Here is a 16,307-nt window from a genome sequence, read left to right as displayed (position 1 = left end):
AAGATAACTCATTTTTTATAAGGGCACATGATGACTGAATCAAACAGCCAAAACCAAATTGATGCAGCAGAAGAAAATAAACTGATCGCTGAGCGTCGTTCTAAACTGGATCATATCCGTCAAAGCTGTAAAGCAAACGGCCACCCAAATGACTTTCGTCGTGAGCATTTAGCGGCGGATCTTCAAGCTGAATTTGGTGAAAAATCAAAAGAAGAATTAGAAGCGCTGAATCATGTTGTTGCGATTGCAGGTCGTGTGATGGCAAAACGTGGTCCATTCCTAGTGATTCAAGAAACGTCTGGCCGTATTCAAGCGTACGCGGCTAAAGATGTACAAAAAGAATTAAAAGAAAAATACCAAGGCCTAGATATCGGTGACATCATCGGTGTGAAAGGCGCATTGCATAAGTCAGGTAAAGGCGATCTTTACGTGAACATGGAATCATACGAGTTGCTAACCAAAGCACTGCGTCCACTGCCAGAAAAATTCCACGGCTTAACTGATCAAGAAATGCGTTACCGTCAGCGTTACGTTGATCTGATTGTCAACGAAGATTCTCGTACGGCTTTCATTATTCGCTCTAAGCTTGTAATGGCGATCCGTAACTTCATGGCGAAGAAAGGCTTCCTAGAAGTTGAAACGCCAATGATGCACGTGATCCCAGGTGGTGCGACAGCGCGTCCATTTATTACTCACCACAATGCGCTAGATATTGATATGTACCTACGTGTTGCTCCAGAGCTTTACTTGAAGCGTTTGGTTGTCGGTGGTTTTGATCGCGTATTCGAAGTAAACCGTAACTTCCGTAACGAAGGTCTATCACCTCGTCATAACCCTGAATTCACTATGATGGAATTCTACATGGCGTATGCGGATTACAACGATCTAATGGATCTGACTGAAGAAATGCTAAGTACGGTTGCCGTTGAAGTACTGGGCGCAACGTCGATGCCTTACGGTGAAGAGCGTGTTGAGTTCGGTGGTAAATATGCCCGTATGAGCATGATCGATGCAATCAAACAATACAATCCAGACCATGCTGATATTGCCAACTTAAATGAAGAAACGGTAAAAGATCGTGACTTTATGGTTAAGATTGCTAAATCAGTTCATGTAGAAGTAGAAAGCTTCTGGACTTGTGGTCAACTACTTGAAGAGATCTTTGGTGAAACTGCTGAACCTCAGCTTATTCAACCTACCTTTATTACTGGCTACCCAGCAGATATTTCTCCACTGGCTCGTCGTAGTGATTCAAATCCGTTCTTTACTGATCGTTTTGAGTTCTTTATCGGTGGCCGTGAAGTGGCGAATGGTTTCTCTGAGCTTAATGATGCAGAAGACCAAGATGCACGCTTTAAAGCACAAGTTGAAGCTAAAGATGCCGGTGATGATGAAGCAATGTTCTACGATGCTGACTACATTACAGCGCTTGAGCACGGCCTACCGCCAACTGCGGGTCAAGGTATCGGTATCGATCGTCTAGCCATGCTATTTACAAATACTCATACTATTCGTGACGTGATCCTATTCCCAGCGATGCGTCCACAGCAATAATAGATCTTCTTACCAAAGCATTAGAACCCACCATCTCATTGGTGGGTTTTTTTTTACTTAAAATTCGCAAAATACGTTCCAAGCATCTATTTTTATTAAATAAATAGTCCGTCTCAAAAATAAGAAATGGTTTCATAGCTTTACTCGTGTAGTCCTGTGTATGATGCCCTGACTGGTTGATAAATAGTTGAAAGGATACGATATGGACAATTATTTTCGCATGGACTCGGTACCTGGATCGCTTTTAGTCATAGGTGGACGGCTCGATACTTGGTATGAAAAAATTGTCCAGTTTGGCTGGAAAGTCGAAAGCTGTAGAGATTTAAGGCTTGGCCAAGGCATGATCGACCAAATTGGTCCGTGTATTGGGCTAATTGATCTGACCAATGATGATTTTAGTTTAAGTGCGATTGCCTACTTGGTGACCAACAATAAGCATGTACGTTGGATGGCTTATATTAAAGAGCACCAACTCAACCAAGATCCTATCTGCCAATTTATCGTTAACTTCTGTATTGATTTCTTCACTTCTCCTATGCCTGAGAAACTATTGTTGAGTAGTATTGGTCACCAATTAGGAATGCTGAAACTAGAAAAGAAAGTCTGGCCAGAGAACATGGTGGATAATCAAGATCTATTAATTGGTGATTCTTTACCAACTAAGCGTTTACGTGAGCAAATTAAACGGATTGCCAATACTGAAGCCAATATCATTATTGCGGGGGAGAGAGGTGTAGGTAAGCGTTTAGTAGCCAAATCAATCCATGATACCTCATCTCGTAGCACTGGCCCCTTTGTCGTTGTGAGTTGTAGTGCGTTATCTGAAAAACGTTTTGAAAGGGAGGTCTTTGGTTTTGAAAGAGAAGCTCAACCATCTGGCTTTCAAAGCAAGCTGGAAGAGGCTGATCAAGGAACCTTATTGATTAAAGACATCACCGCATTGCCAAAAAGCCAACAAAATCATTTACTGCATTTTATTAACCATCCGGTAATTCAGACTGAGCAAGGCGAGAAAACATTAGATATTCGCATCATAGTGTCAACCTATAGTGATCTTGAGCAAAAGGTAGTGGAATCAGAGTTTTCCGCAGAATTGTTTTATTTACTAAAGATCTTGAAAGTGCATGTCACGCCTTTGAAAGAACGATGCGCTGATATTGCTAGTATTACTCACTATTATATCCAGCAATTTAGTCGAGAATATAATACTCAAGCTCGTAGTGTTTCTTCTCCAGCCATCAAAGCTTTAACTCAATATCAATGGCCTGGTAATGTCAGAGAACTAGTTAATCAAATCAAACGAGCGGTATTAGTATCCGATGGCTTAGTACTCGAGTTAGAGCATTTTGATTTTCCATCTCAAAGCCAAAAAACTCGAACTTTAAAAATGATCAGGGAAGACTCTGAAAAAGAGGCGCTGATGAAAGTGTTAGAGCAACATGATGGACAAGTATCATCCGCCGCAAAAGAGCTGAAAATATCGAGAGCAACTATGTATCGTTTACTTGGTAAGCATCAATTGGTCTCTGAATCGTGAAGTGAGTAGTGCGATCAAAATAGTCTGCCCAATCAATAATATGGAACCAGACGAAGGTTGGTTGAGTTTTGAGCAATAATTGACTGTTTTTTAGGTTGCCAATAGGTTAATTGGTTGTTTTGATTTTGTTGCGCAAATAAGGCTTGAACAAATTTATTGATTGGTTAAAATTTAATCGTGAATTAAATTTCACTTTATATTTCAAATGGATTAATTAGTTATTTAGGAGGCACATGATGAAACATTTATATTCTGACATTTTTGCATGTGCTCGACTAAACGCGACTCAGTTAACTTATGCTTTTAATGCCTATCGATCAATGCCGATGGCTTCAAGCATGTTATCTGATAAACGAATGAACTAATTATTCCGTAACCTTTTGGCTGCGGAAATTAAGCAGCCATTAGGATTATTTTGTCTATTTCCCTTCTGCGCTGCTGTTTTCCCCATTCATTGTTTGGAGAAAATTATGCGTCACTCTATTTACATTCAACTTGCAACATTGCTAATTAAAGCCGAGCTAAAACGTGAACAAAATGCTTGGTTGCGTAAAGTCCGTCGAGCTCAATATGAACTTCCATTACATAGTGAGCACTTACTACGAGATATTGGTTTAGATAGAACAGGCCGACCTCTTGGTGAATCATTACCTGTGGGCAATAAAGCTGAACGTCGTGTTACTTTAATGCGGCGAATATTTAGGACTCGACTGAGTACATAACCGAATGCTGGTGGTTATTAATCACCAGCGCACAGAAAAGAGAAGTGAGTGATCACTTCTCTTTGTGTGTTTAAACTTATGAAGTATGAATTATGGGCAAGGGTTAGGGTACTGAACACCGACTTGGTAAAGATTTTGTAGGAGTTCGTCAGATAGCTGGGTGTCGATACTATCAATGTTGGCTTTTAGCTGTTCCATAGTGGTAGCCCCGATAATATTCGACGCAACAAATGGGCGTTGATTAACAAACGCTAATGCCATTTGTACCGGATCAATATCGTGTTTTTTAGCAATATCAATATAGGCTTGTGTTGCGGCCTCACCTTGTGGCGTAAAGTAACGGACAAAGCGTTCAAATAAGCTACAACGAGCCCCCTCTGGTCGAGCGCCATTGAGATACTTACCACTTAATACCCCAAATGCTAGCGGCGAATAAGCCAGTAACTCGACACCTTCGTAATGACTAATTTCTGATAGACCAACTTCAAAGCTGCGGTTGAGTAGGTTGTATGGGTTTTGAATTGATATGATTCTTGGCAAATCATGCTTTTCCGCTAAACGTAGCAGCGTCATCACGCCCCATGGGGTTTCATTTGAGACACCTATATAACGAGTTTTACCCGCTTTTACTAACTCCGCTAATGCTTCTAATGTTTCGATAAGAGTGACTTCTTGCTGTTCATCTAAATGGGGATAGTTGAGTTGTCCAAAACGGTTGTTATTACGCTGAGGCCAATGTATTTGGTACAAGTCAACATAATCGGTTTTGAGGCGTTGTAAGCTGCTATCCATTGCTAGATGAATGTTACGACGATCGAGGCTCATATTTTCACGAATATGAGACATACGGCCAGGACCTGCCACTTTGGTCGCTAAAATGACTTTTTCACGCTTACCTGATTTTTCTAACCAATTACCAATATATTCCTCAGTGGATCCTTGGGTGTTAGGCTTTGGCGGAACAGGGTACATCTCTGCAGTATCGATGAGGTTAACGCCCCTTTCGAGCGCATAATCTAATTGCTCGAGTGCTTCTTTTTGAGTGTTTTGTTCACCATAGGTCATTGTACCTAAAGCAATTTTACTGACTTCTAAATTAGAGTGCGGGATTTTGTGGTATTTCATTGCACATCCTTGGCTGATCGCTGAAAAATCAATATTTAAATATATAAACCGTTTACTCAATATATAGCAAAAAAGCTTGAGTAGTAAGTCAGTTAGCTAAGGTTAGATTTTTGTCCTAGACTGGAATATAACGCCATTGATTGTGTTGAGTGTATGGTGGGAGGTAAGAATGAGAAAACAGCAATTAGATCACTGGTTACAAGCGAGTAAAAAGGAGGAATGTGAACCTCCTAAGGTGTTTGTGGTGAGTTGCGCCGATCTTTCTCATTATTCACTTGCCGTCGAATATAAGCATCGACTTGAGCCGATCATGATTAAAGATCAACTTGCCTATTTCAACTCTTTAGAGTCAGTAAAAGATGAGCTAAAAAAATTAGGCTTATCGAGTGCTTATCTTAGATTACACAATGCCTATGATGAATTTGGCGCTGAAGGGCTCGATCTTTTTCAGGATATTGAATTACATCTCGCTTCCTAGACTCAGTGACAGTTTTTTACTAGGTAATAGAGTTTGACTAGGTAACAGACGGTGCTTATGAAGATCGTTGCAAATGGTTTAACAGAATATTCGCTGTGAATTGTTTCCGCAAATAAAAGCCTCTTGGTAAGGTTTTGATTGGTTGTCCATTGGCACTATAGGCCTCTGTAACTACTTTGCTATTGGCAGCTTTAGGTCGTAGCTGCATGACTTCCCCATGCTTAGCCGTAATTTGCTCTACCTTTCCTAGTACGATGAATTCCATCAACTCTTCCCAATCTTGTTTAAGTTGTTGTTCTTCATGTTCGCTTGGTGACCATAAAATAGGGCGCCCAACTCGGCGTTCAGCAAGAGGTATTTCTCGTTCACCTTCCACCGGGATCCACAATACTTTGGCGAGTTTATGCTTAACATGACTATTCTGCCAGGTCAGTCCATTTACTCCAGTTAAGGGAGCGACTGACACAAATGTGGTTTCTAAGGGTTGACCATTAAAGCCAATCGGAATGGTTTTTAGTTCAATGCCTAAATGCTCAAAATCAGGTTGGGCTTTGCTGCCAGACTCTGCACCTAAATGCCACTCAAGCAATTGTCCTACCCAACCTTTTTCTCGTTTGAGGTTTTCGGGAACGGTAATACCGGCTTGATGTGCTAAAGAAGCAAAAGAACGAGAGATGATCTTTTCGGCTCGTTGCATCAACTCTTGTTCTGTCTTAGGGGGTAACGGCATAGCAAATGATCTGATTAAAAAACAAGGTCTCTATAGTACATTATTTTTAAGTAGGATCTTATTCACTTCGGTCTTATTATGTTGTTAAATCAACTTATCCACAGGTTTTGTTCTAAACAGTGAAAATAAAAGTGACAGCGATCACTTTATTCACATTCGTAGCAATAAAAGAACATGTCTGAGTCCTTTTTAAGCGCTTTTGCATGATCTGATGTGGATAATATAAATCATGGTGGATCTTTGACCGATCTGTGTTTATAAAAGATCCTAAAGATCCTTAACTTGTCCTTAATAGCCTTTTTTGTTCTTATGATTTTGTTTTTAAAGGGCTTTGCTTGGTTTTGGTATAAAAGATCGACAGTTGTGCCTGAGTGTTAAATAAGCCATTTAATTGTTTTGTCGTTTTCTTCACACATTTATTCACAGAAATAGTGAATAAATGCCACCGTCACTCAAGTTTTGTGTTGATAACTTATTATTTGGGCTGTTTTTATTAAAAAAGTGGGGGGAAGGTAATAAAAAGCACGATATTGTGCACTTGAAATTTGCCCCTTTTGTGGATATGTGAAAAAATCACTAGTAACAGAGATTTATATTAGAGGTTAGCCGTGATAGATGGCGATGGTTACCGCTTAAATGTGGGAATTGTAATATGTAACAACCATGGTCAGGTATTCTGGGCAAAACGATACGGGCAGCATTCTTGGCAATTTCCACAAGGTGGGATTGATGACGGTGAAACACCGGAACAAGCACTATTTCGTGAATTGTATGAAGAAGTTGGGCTAACAAAGAAAGATGTGAAGATCATTGGAGTCAGCCGTCATTGGTTAAAATATAAATTACCAAAACGTCTGGTGAGATGGGATTCCAAGCCTGTATGTATTGGCCAAAAACAGAAATGGTTTTTACTGCGGTTAGAGTGTGATGAATCAAACATCAATATGAACCGCGGAAGAACCCCTGAATTTGATGGTTGGCGTTGGGTGAGTTTTTGGTACCCAGTCAGACAAGTGGTTTCTTTTAAAAGGGATGTCTATCGACGAGCAATGAAAGAATTTGCTTCGATTGCGATGCCTTTTCGAGAGCCTAAAATGAAAGGTAAAAGAAAAGTGCGTCGATAAGTCTTACCCGGTTAATCACTAGGTAAGGCATCATAAAGGTGGATGTGAATGCTTATTCAACTAAGGGACATCGTTGAACAAGTATCTAAAGCTGAGGATCTTCGTCAAGCATTAGATATTTTGGTAAAGGATACTTGTAAAGCGATGCACACAGAGTGTTGCACCGTTTATTTAGCCAATAACGAGCAAAGCCGTTTGGAGTTAATGGCCACTCAAGGGTTGAAGTTTACTGGTCAAACTATTCATATCCCTTTTGAAGAAGGCTTGGTGGGGTTGGTTCGTCGCAGTGCCGAGCCCCTCAATCTTGCTTATGCGCAACAACACCCTAACTTTAAATATTTCCCTGAACTTGGGGAAAATGTTTACCAATCTTTTTTAGGTACCCCAATTATTCACCGTCGCCAGATTCTGGGGGTGTTGGTGATTCAGCAACGCTCGCCAAGATCGTTTAGTGAAGTAGAAGAATCTTTCCTTGTAACCCTTGCCGCTCAGCTGGCGGTCATTCTTGCTCATTCTCAAGCCCAAGGTCAGTGGCAACTCAATGAAAACCAAGTCCATTCCTATAAAGGTATTGCGGCTTCGTCTGGCATTGCGATAGGTCAAATTTGGTGGGATGACACTCATCCAGAACTTTCCCAGATTGCTCCTGCTTCTTGTTTAGATATTAGTCAAGATAAAGAATGGCTGGCACTTGCGATTGAAAGTGCGATCGCGGATTTTCGCCGGATGCGTAAGCGTTTTGATAGCGAACTAAATAAAGATACCTTGGCGATCTTTGAGCTATTTGTTCACTTATTACATGATCCTATGCTGCGTGCTGATCTTAATAAACAAATTGAGAAAGGCGATCGAGCCGATTGGGCGTTAAGACAAGTCGTTGAGCTTTATGCTGAGCGTTTTGCCAGTATGAGTGATTCCTACTTGCGAGAGCGGGCCAACGACATTAAAGAGCTTGGGCAAAGACTATTGTATTTCTTACACAATAGTGAAGTTCGTGCTCCTAGTTTTAAAAATCCGGTCATTTTGGTGGTTAGAGAACTGACCGCGTCAATATTAGCGGCGATTCCTAAAGATAAGCTGCTTGCGGTTATTTCGTTGGAAGGCGCGGCCAATTCACATGCGGCGATTTTATCTCGTGCACTTGGCATTCCTGCCATCATGGGGGCACAACTTAAACCTGAATCAGTATCGAACAAACTTGGTATTGTGGATGGCTACAGTGGGGATATATTTGTTGAACCTGCCGCCCAATTGCTTGCCGAGTATCAATCGTTAGCGAACGAAGAAGAAGAGCTTTCAGACTTAGTCGCTCAGGAATTATCGCAACCAGCAGCGACAAAAGATGGCCAGCGAGTGGAATTGATGCTCAATGCTGGTCTTAGTGCTGACACCAATATTGCCGTTAATCAAGGCGTTGATGGGGTTGGCTTGTATCGTACGGAAATTTCTTTTTTACTGCATAATCGCTTTCCTTCCGAAGAAGAACAAACTCAACAATACCGGACTATTTTAGCTACTTACCCTGATAAACGTGTGGTGATGCGGACCTTAGATATCGGTGGGGATAAAGCGTTACCTTATTTTCCTATTGAGGAAGACAATCCTTTCCTAGGGTGGCGCGGTATTCGTTTTACTTTAGATCATCCCGATATCTTCTTAATTCAATTACGCTCAATGCTAAAAGCTAGCACTGGTCTGGGTAACTTAAATATTATGTTGCCTATGATTTCTGGGTGCCAAGAGATAGATGAATCACTGAGCTTAATTGATCGTGCTTATCAAGAAGTGTCGCAACTGGATCCTAATATTCAGCGACCACAAATCGGTATTATGCTCGAAGTGCCTTCTATGCTGTATTTATTACCGTTAGTGGCGCATAAAGTGGATTTTGTATCGGTCGGTACTAACGATTTAACTCAATATTTACTGGCCGTAGACCGCAATAATTCTCGGGTGTCGGATGTGTATGAGCATGTTCATCCTTCGGTGGTGATGGCGCTCAAACATATTTACGATATGTGTCAGCAATATAAGCTTCCGGTGTGTATTTGTGGTGAGTTAGCGGGGGATCCAATCGGTGCCTTGTTGCTTATTGGGATGGGCTATCGCTCATTGAGTATGAACACCTCGAATGTTGCTAGAATCAAATATATTCTACGTAAATCTGACTCTACAGAATTGCAACAACTCCTTGATACTGCGATGCAGCAAGCCTATGGTACTGATATTTATAACCTAGTGTTTCAATACCTAGAGCAAAAAGATTTGGCTGGCTTTATTCGCGCCGGTAAGAAATAAGTGTTTGTCTACTGCATCTGTTAAGAGATTACTTTATTATACCGCCTAATCGGTCAGCTTTAATCTTTGAGGGCACTAAATGCCGTTATCATAGTCTGACATTATCTATCTTCATTATTTTAACTTTAAAGCAGAGAGACTTTTATGAGTCAGGGATTTTTAGTCTTCCCACAGATTGATCCGATCATTTTCTCTATCGGACCAATTGGTGTGCGTTGGTATGGATTGATGTATTTACTAGGGTTCGCTTTTGCAATGTATGTTGCTAACAAGCGAGCTGATAAACCAGGCAGTGGTTGGACGCGTGAGCAAGTCTCTGATCTACTCTTTGCTGGCTTCCTTGGGGTTGTGCTTGGTGGCCGTATTGGCTATGTGCTGTTTTATGGCTTTGACTACTGGATGGCGGATCCATTGTATCTGTTTAAAGTCTGGACCGGCGGAATGTCATTCCACGGTGGCCTACTCGGTGTGATCACCGCCATGCTATGGTACGCACGTAAAAACCAACGTACTTTCTTCGGTGTGGCAGACTTTATTGCGCCGTTAGTTCCGTTTGGTCTAGGTGCTGGTCGCATCGGTAACTTTATCAATGGTGAGCTATGGGGGCGTGTTACCGACGTGCCATGGGCGATGATTTTCCCAACCGGTGGCCCATACCCGCGCCACCCATCTCAATTGTATGAATTCTTACTTGAAGGGGTCGTGCTCTTCTTTATCCTGAATTGGTTTATCCGTAAGCCTAGGCCTGCTGGTGCTGTGTCGGGATTATTCTTGATTGGCTATGGAGTATTCCGCTTCTCGGTGGAATTTGTTCGTCAGCCGGATGCACAGCTTGGTTTATTTGATAACTTTATTTCGATGGGGCAAATTTTATCAACACCGATGATTATTATTGGTGCTTTGATTATGATTTGGTCTTATAAAACTCAGAAACCGACTGTATATTCAAACGAAAAAGCCAGTAAACCAGCCAAAGGGAAGTAAGTTGTGAAACAGTATTTAGATCTTTGCCAGCGTATTATTGATGAAGGCCAATGGGTTGAAAATGAGCGCACGGGTAAACGCTGCCTGACTATTATTAATGCCGATCTAACCTATGATGTTGGCAACAATCAATTCCCTTTAGTGACTACTCGTAAGAGCTTTTGGAAGTCGGCTGTTGCTGAGTTACTAGGTTATATTCGTGGCTATGATAATGCGGAAGATTTCCGCAAGTTAGGCACCAAAACATGGGATGCTAATGCCAACTTAAATCAAGCTTGGCTCGATAATCCTTACCGTAAAGGTGAAGATGATATGGGGCGTGTTTATGGGGTTCAAGGCAGAAGTTGGGCCAAACCCGATGGTGGGCACATCGATCAACTGCGTAAAATTGTTGATGACTTAACCCGTGGTGTCGATGACCGTGGTGAGATTCTAAACTTTTATAACCCTGGTGAGTTCCATATGGGATGCTTACGTCCTTGTATGTACAGCCACCACTTTTCTCTACTTGGTGATACGCTATATTTAAACAGCACTCAGCGTTCGTGTGATGTACCGCTAGGCCTCAATTTCAATATGGTTCAAGTGTATGTGTTCTTAGCGATTATGGCGCAAATTACCGGCAAGAAAGCTGGCGTTGCTTATCATAAGATCGTTAATGGTCATATTTATGAAGATCAACTCGCACCAATGCGTGATATCCAATTGAAGCGCACGCCATTTGAATCACCTAAATTCCATATCAACCCTAAGATTAAAACGTTAGAAGATTTAGAAACTTGGGTAACACTGGATGATTTTGAAGTGACGGATTATCAATGTCACGATGCGATTAAGTATCCATTTTCGGTGTAGAGTACCCGAAAGGTAAACATGATCGACGATCAAGCCCTTATTTGGCCGCATATTGCCAAATAAGGGCTTTTTAATAGCTCGGAAAAAGCATATTATCAATCCATTAATAATGGTTTTTCCGAGGCAATAAATGTCACATTTGAATTATAACCATCTGTATTACTTTTGGATGGTCTGCAAACAAGGCTCAGTGGCCAAAGCCGCAGAAGCTTTGTTTTTGACGCCTCAAACGGTGACCGGACAAATTAAAGCGTTTGAAGAGCGTATGAATGGCAAGTTGATGAAGCGCAGTGGCCGCAGCGTTGAGCCTACCGAACTTGGTCAATTGGTCTTTAAGTATGCGGATAAAATGTTTGGTCTCAGCTATGAAATGCTGGATATCGTTAATTATTCTCAGCAAGAAAACGTATTGTTTGATGTTGGGGTTGCGGATGCGTTATCGAAAAGGCTCGTTAGCAAAATTTTATTAAATACCGTACCTGAAGATAACAGTATTCACTTACGCTGTTTTGAATCGACTCATGAGTTGCTGTTAGAGCAACTTTCTCAGCATAAATTGGATATGATTTTATCGGATTGCCCGGTCGATTCGAGTCAGAGTCCTGGCTTATACAGCAAAAAGTTGGGGGAGTGTAAAATGAGTTTTTATTCTTCTCTGCCGATTGATGAACAAGATCTTTCGACTATTCTTAGCCAAAGAAAGTTATTAATCCCCGGAAGACGAACCTCTATGGGTCGTAATGTTATGCATTGGTTTGAAAGGCTGGGAATTCAACCTAATATTTTAGGTGAGTTTGATGATTCGGCCTTAATGAAGACCTTTGCTCGTTACCATAGTGATGCCATTTTTCTGGCTCCTAATTTATACTTATCAGAAGTTAGGGATGAGTATCCTTTGCATTTGATTGCAGAAGTCGAAGATTTGAAAGAAGAGTATTATGTTATTTTTGCCGAACGGATGATTCAACACCCTTCTGTGAAAAATGTATGTGATGCGGATTTTAGTCGACTTTTTCAACCGCTCAGTGAGCATTCCCAAATTCAATAATGAGGCAGTAAGATGGATTTGAAAGAGATGGAAAGTAATCTTTCTCAAGCGGTGGTTCTTCTGAAAGCCATGGCTAATGAAAAACGATTACAAATATTATGTATTTTGCATCAAAATGAATTATCGGTCGGGCAGTTGTGCGAAAAGCTACCTTTAAGCCAGTCGGCATTGTCTCAGCATTTAGCATGGTTACGCCGAGATGGATTGGTCAATACTCGTAAAGAGTCGCAAACGGTGTACTACTCATTACAAAGTGATGAGGTAAAAGCACTGATTGAGCAGTTGCATCATTTGTATTGCGAGAAATAATCTTTTCGATCAACGCAAATTTCAGATATAAAAAAACCGACCCTAAGGTCGGTTTTTAGCAATTAAACAGCTTTTAAATTAAAGTGCTTTGATTGCTGCAGCAAAACGAGACTTGTGACGAGCAGCTTTATTCTTATGAATAAGGCCTTTAGTCGCCATGCGGTCTAGTAATGGTGTAACTTCAACTAGTGCAGCAGTTGCAGTTTCTTTATCGCCAGCTTCAATAGCAGCGATAGTTTTTTTCATGTAAGTGCGCATCATAGAACGACGGCTAGCGTTGTGCTGGCGACGTTTCTCAGCTTGGATAGCGCGCTTCTTAGCAGATTTATTGTTTGCCAAGGGTCTAACTCCCAAAAAACTTTAGTTCGGTGACAATTTAAGGGCGAGGACTATGCCTTTTTCCAAAAAAAATGTCAACAGATTTGTGCAAAAACCAATCTTTACCAAACAAATTTTGGTGAAGTATGGCTATCGCGGTTAAGATGGCGTGGATTCTATCAGCATTTGAATACCAATGCTATACCCAAGTAACTTCAGGGTGCAAGTTTCAGCAAGAATAAAACAAGCTTTAGGCAAGACAAATTGAATATGATTATAGTGATTCTATCTCTGTTCAATTTAACGCAGCATAAAGCTTGTTTTAACTTGCCCTTCGGGAGCTTCATCCAAACCTTTATGCTGCGTCAGATTGATTTGAAAAATGCCTACATTCCTTCGCCAATCTTCCTTGCCTAAAGGTCTGGATGATAGCTCTGAATTCTGCATCTTGAAGTCACTTGGGTATATAATTATCTCATTACAAAGTCACTCATTGATGGCAAATTTATGCTCAAATAGCGATAAATTTGCCGCTGAGGGCTTATTGTCGTTTATGACTATTTTTTATCGAGGCACGCGTGAGTCGAAAACTATTACGATCTGGGTTAATTGTTAGCGCCATGACATTTGTTTCTAGGGTATTAGGCCTGGTACGTGATGTTGTTGTTGCAAATTTAATGGGGGCCGGTGCGGCCGCCGATGTTTTCTTTTTTGCGAATCGAATTCCTAATTTTTTGCGCCGCTTATTTGCCGAAGGCGCATTTTCTCAAGCTTTCGTTCCAGTATTAACCGAATATCACGCCTCTGGTGACATAGATAAAACCCGCCAGCTCATCGCCAAAGTTTCAGGGACACTTGGGGTTCTTGTGACTATTGTGACACTACTAGGGGTACTTGGCTCAGGTGTAGTCACTGCCATTTTTGGTGCCGGTTGGTTTATGGATTGGCTACATGATGGCCCGAAAGCTGACAAGTTTGTTTTGGCGAGCTTCTTATTGAAGATAACTTTTCCCTACCTGTGGTTTGTCACCTTTGTTGCTTTATCTGGCGCAATTTTAAATACCCTAGGTAAGTTTGCCGTTTCATCATTTACTCCGGTGTTTTTAAACATCATGATGATTCTCGCCGCTTTATATATTTCGCCTAATCTCGATCAGCCTGAAGTGGGTCTTGCTATCGGGGTATTTTTAGGTGGCTTGGCTCAGTTCTTGTTCCAAATACCATTTTTATTAAAGCAAAAAGTGATCGTTCGTCCGCAGTGGGGTTGGAATGATCCCGGTGTAAAAAAAATTCGCACTCTAATGATCCCTGCACTGTTTGGGGTATCGGTCAGCCAAATTAACTTATTGTTTGATTCTGCGGTTGCCAGTTTCCTTGCGACCGGTTCAATCAGTTATCTTTATTATTCGGACCGCTTACTGGAATTTCCACTAGGTCTGTTTGGTATCGCGATTGCCACGGTTATTTTACCTGCTTTATCACGCAAGCATATCGATGCGGAAAGTGATGGGTTCTCCAAGACAATGGACTGGGGAGTGCGCATGGTGCTGCTGCTCGGTATACCAGCGATGTGTGGATTGATTGTTCTTGCTAAGCCAATGTTGATGGTGCTGTTTATGCGCGGCGAGTTTTCTGCTGTGGATGTACAAAATGCTTCTTTGTCGTTGTTTGCTTATGCCACAGGCTTACTGAACTTTATGTTAATTAAAGTATTAGCGCCGGGTTACTACTCAAGACAAGACACAAAAACTCCAGTTCGCTATGGCATCATTGCGATGCTGACCAATATTGTGTTCAATGCGATTTTGGCTTATTTCTTTGGTTATGTTGGATTGGCGATAGCCACATCACTTTCAGCCTTAGTCAATATGGGGCTATTATATCGCGGTCTACATATTGCCAATGTGTATCGGTTATCAAAGGAAACCATTGTTTTTGCAGTGAAAATTTCTCTAGCTGGTGGCTTAATGGTGGCGGTGATTGATTGGCAAATGGCTGACTTTTCTACCTGGCTCACTTGGTCTATTTCTGTGCGTGCAATGTGGCTAGCGGGTTTGATTGGTTTAGGTGCGGCTGTTTATCTGGTTTCAGCGACGATATTTGGTATTCGCCTGAAACACTTGAAAGCCGATTAATTGGCAACAACAAAGGTGCGTGATGCTCGCATATTAAGGGCATTACGTATATAATTCGCCGGTTTAACGCGAAGCAAAAATTTGGTAAATAAAAACCGTATGGAATTGATTCGAGGCATTCACAATATTCAGGCACATCATTCAGGATGTGTGCTTAGCATTGGTAATTTTGATGGTGTCCATTTAGGGCATCAGAAAGTATTAAAGCAACTTTGTGAACAGGCTGAGACTCTAGGATTACCTTCGGTTGTGATGACGTTTGAGCCTCAGCCAATGGAGTTTTTTGCCAAGCAAGCTGCGCCAGCAAGGCTCACTCGACTACGTGATAAGTTTGCCCAATTATCCAAATGCAAGATTGACCGCTTATTGTGTGTTAATTTTAATCAAAAGTTTGCCAATTTAAGCCCTGAAGATTTTATTAGTGAATTGCTAGTTAAGAAACTTGGGGTTAAGTTTTTAGTGGTTGGTGATGACTTTTGTTTTGGGAAAAATCGCCAAGGTAGTTTTTCTGATTTGCAAAAGGCTGCAGATAAATATGGCTTCCAAGTGGTCAATACACAAAGCTTTTGTATGCCAGCACGTATTGCCCAACAAGCCGACTCTGCAGTGCGAGTGAGTAGCACCGCGATTCGCAAGGCATTAGCGAGTGATGATCTGGCGTCGGCTGCGACTATGCTAGGTCGTGACTACAGTATTAATGGCCGCGTATCGCATGGCCGTAAGTTAGGTCGAACCATTGGTTTTCCAACGGCGAACATCCCATTAAAACGTAATGTGTCACCAGTGTCTGGTGTCTATGTGGTGAAAGTGGTTGGTGCCGATGGCAACGCGGTGATCGGGGGTGTTGCTAATGTCGGTAACAGGCCAACCGTTAATGGCGTACGTCAGCAGCTTGAAGTGCATTTGTTTGACTTCAAAAACAACCTATACGGCAAGCAGCTAGAAGTAGTACTGCTACATAAAATTCGTGATGAACAAAAATTTGATTCATTTGAATTATTGAAACAACAAATAGAATTAGATGCTCAAGTGGCAAGGGTGTGGTTACTTGAACACAACATATTTTCAGAGATGGCTGAATAAGCACAAC

At 41.4% G+C, this 16,307-nt stretch carries 16 protein-coding genes; 13 read left to right on the top strand and 3 right to left on the bottom strand.

Features of this window, described 5'->3' with window-relative positions:
- Nucleotides 1–30 precede the first annotated feature (30 nt).
- The 4 genes from lysS (at nt 31) to K358_RS0107495 (ending at nt 3,813) form a co-directional block, all read left to right on the top strand.
- Complete coding sequence (lysS, locus tag K358_RS0107510) at nt 31–1,554, top strand: lysine--tRNA ligase (RefSeq protein WP_027696246.1); 1,524 nt, start codon at nt 31–33, stop codon at nt 1,552–1,554.
- A 202-nt stretch (nt 1,555–1,756) separates the two neighbouring features.
- Entirely contained in the window at nt 1,757–3,091 is a 1,335-nt protein-coding gene (locus K358_RS0107505; RefSeq protein ID WP_027696245.1) for a sigma-54 dependent transcriptional regulator, read from the top strand.
- Between the two features lie 233 nt (nt 3,092–3,324).
- Nucleotides 3,325–3,456 (top strand): hypothetical protein, encoded by a 132-nt coding sequence (locus K358_RS19495; RefSeq protein WP_280456401.1) that lies wholly within the window; start codon nt 3,325–3,327, stop codon nt 3,454–3,456.
- A 105-nt stretch (nt 3,457–3,561) separates the two neighbouring features.
- Entirely contained in the window at nt 3,562–3,813 is a 252-nt protein-coding gene (locus K358_RS0107495) for a hypothetical protein (protein ID WP_027696244.1), read from the top strand.
- Between the two features lie 90 nt (nt 3,814–3,903).
- On the opposite strand, the gene K358_RS0107490 is transcribed toward K358_RS0107495, so the two are convergent.
- Nucleotides 3,904–4,938: an NADP(H)-dependent aldo-keto reductase gene (locus tag K358_RS0107490; protein ID WP_027696243.1), complete on the bottom strand. Its 1,035-nt coding sequence runs from the start codon at nt 4,936–4,938 to the stop codon at nt 3,904–3,906.
- A gap of 169 nt (nt 4,939–5,107) precedes the next feature.
- Here K358_RS0107490 and K358_RS0107485 point away from each other — a divergent pair, with 169 nt between their 5' ends.
- Complete coding sequence (locus tag K358_RS0107485) at nt 5,108–5,416, top strand: DUF6482 family protein (RefSeq protein ID WP_027696242.1); 309 nt, start codon at nt 5,108–5,110, stop codon at nt 5,414–5,416.
- 55 nt (nt 5,417–5,471) lie between these two features.
- Here K358_RS0107485 and mutH read toward each other — a convergent pair whose 3' ends face one another.
- Nucleotides 5,472–6,146 (bottom strand): DNA mismatch repair endonuclease MutH, encoded by a 675-nt coding sequence (mutH, locus tag K358_RS0107480; RefSeq protein WP_027696241.1) that lies wholly within the window; start codon nt 6,144–6,146, stop codon nt 5,472–5,474.
- A 608-nt stretch (nt 6,147–6,754) separates the two neighbouring features.
- Here mutH and rppH point away from each other — a divergent pair.
- From rppH to K358_RS0107445, 6 genes are all read left to right on the top strand, one after another.
- Nucleotides 6,755–7,270: an RNA pyrophosphohydrolase gene (gene rppH / locus K358_RS0107470; protein ID WP_027696240.1), complete on the top strand. Its 516-nt coding sequence runs from the start codon at nt 6,755–6,757 to the stop codon at nt 7,268–7,270.
- Between the two features lie 48 nt (nt 7,271–7,318).
- Entirely contained in the window at nt 7,319–9,568 is a 2,250-nt protein-coding gene (ptsP, locus tag K358_RS0107465; protein ID WP_027696239.1) for a phosphoenolpyruvate--protein phosphotransferase, read from the top strand.
- A gap of 144 nt (nt 9,569–9,712) precedes the next feature.
- The gene (gene lgt / locus K358_RS0107460; protein WP_027696238.1) at nt 9,713–10,552 is read left to right on the top strand and encodes a prolipoprotein diacylglyceryl transferase; all 840 of its coding nucleotides are present in this window, start codon (nt 9,713–9,715) and stop codon (nt 10,550–10,552) included.
- 3 nt (nt 10,553–10,555) lie between these two features.
- Nucleotides 10,556–11,407: a thymidylate synthase gene (locus K358_RS0107455; RefSeq protein ID WP_027696237.1), complete on the top strand. Its 852-nt coding sequence runs from the start codon at nt 10,556–10,558 to the stop codon at nt 11,405–11,407.
- A 130-nt stretch (nt 11,408–11,537) separates the two neighbouring features.
- Nucleotides 11,538–12,455: a transcriptional activator NhaR gene (gene nhaR, locus K358_RS0107450; protein WP_027696236.1), complete on the top strand. Its 918-nt coding sequence runs from the start codon at nt 11,538–11,540 to the stop codon at nt 12,453–12,455.
- Between the two features lie 12 nt (nt 12,456–12,467).
- On the top strand, nt 12,468–12,764 hold the full coding sequence (locus K358_RS0107445; protein WP_027696235.1) for an ArsR/SmtB family transcription factor: 297 nt from the start codon (nt 12,468–12,470) through the stop codon (nt 12,762–12,764).
- Nucleotides 12,765–12,842: 78 nt separating this feature from the next.
- On the opposite strand, the gene rpsT is transcribed toward K358_RS0107445, so the two are convergent.
- Nucleotides 12,843–13,103, bottom strand: a complete 261-nt coding sequence (gene rpsT, locus K358_RS0107440) for a 30S ribosomal protein S20 (RefSeq protein WP_027696234.1) — start codon at nt 13,101–13,103, stop codon at nt 12,843–12,845.
- A gap of 557 nt (nt 13,104–13,660) precedes the next feature.
- Here rpsT and murJ point away from each other — a divergent pair.
- Nucleotides 13,661–15,217, top strand: coding sequence for a murein biosynthesis integral membrane protein MurJ (gene murJ, locus K358_RS0107435; protein ID WP_027696233.1), 1,557 nt, complete (start codon nt 13,661–13,663; stop codon nt 15,215–15,217).
- Between the two features lie 99 nt (nt 15,218–15,316).
- Nucleotides 15,317–16,300 (top strand): bifunctional riboflavin kinase/FAD synthetase, encoded by a 984-nt coding sequence (gene ribF / locus K358_RS0107430; RefSeq protein WP_027696232.1) that lies wholly within the window; start codon nt 15,317–15,319, stop codon nt 16,298–16,300.
- Nucleotides 16,301–16,307: the final 7 nt, after the last annotated feature.

Source organism: Vibrio litoralis DSM 17657 (assembly GCF_000426765.1).
Taxonomy (GTDB): domain Bacteria; phylum Pseudomonadota; class Gammaproteobacteria; order Enterobacterales; family Vibrionaceae; genus Vibrio; species Vibrio litoralis.
This window is presented reverse-complemented; position numbering and strand designations above follow the sequence as displayed.

Excerpts from the sequence above, each read along its gene's own strand:
- lysS (WP_027696246.1), top strand. The coding sequence starts at position 31 with ATGACTGAATCAAACAGCCAAAACCAAATTGATGCAGCAGAAGAAAAT.
- K358_RS0107505 (WP_027696245.1), top strand. The coding sequence starts at position 1,757 with ATGGACAATTATTTTCGCATGGACTCGGTACCTGGATCGCTTTTAGTC.
- K358_RS19495 (WP_280456401.1), top strand. The coding sequence starts at position 3,325 with ATGATGAAACATTTATATTCTGACATTTTTGCATGTGCTCGACTAAAC.
- K358_RS0107495 (WP_027696244.1), top strand. The coding sequence starts at position 3,562 with ATGCGTCACTCTATTTACATTCAACTTGCAACATTGCTAATTAAAGCC.
- K358_RS0107490 (WP_027696243.1), bottom strand. The coding sequence starts at position 4,938 with ATGAAATACCACAAAATCCCGCACTCTAATTTAGAAGTCAGTAAAATT.
- K358_RS0107485 (WP_027696242.1), top strand. The coding sequence starts at position 5,108 with ATGAGAAAACAGCAATTAGATCACTGGTTACAAGCGAGTAAAAAGGAG.
- mutH (WP_027696241.1), bottom strand. The coding sequence starts at position 6,146 with ATGCCGTTACCCCCTAAGACAGAACAAGAGTTGATGCAACGAGCCGAA.
- ptsP (WP_027696239.1), top strand. The coding sequence starts at position 7,319 with ATGCTTATTCAACTAAGGGACATCGTTGAACAAGTATCTAAAGCTGAG.
- lgt (WP_027696238.1), top strand. The coding sequence starts at position 9,713 with ATGAGTCAGGGATTTTTAGTCTTCCCACAGATTGATCCGATCATTTTC.
- nhaR (WP_027696236.1), top strand. The coding sequence starts at position 11,538 with ATGTCACATTTGAATTATAACCATCTGTATTACTTTTGGATGGTCTGC.
- K358_RS0107445 (WP_027696235.1), top strand. The coding sequence starts at position 12,468 with ATGGATTTGAAAGAGATGGAAAGTAATCTTTCTCAAGCGGTGGTTCTT.
- ribF (WP_027696232.1), top strand. The coding sequence starts at position 15,317 with ATGGAATTGATTCGAGGCATTCACAATATTCAGGCACATCATTCAGGA.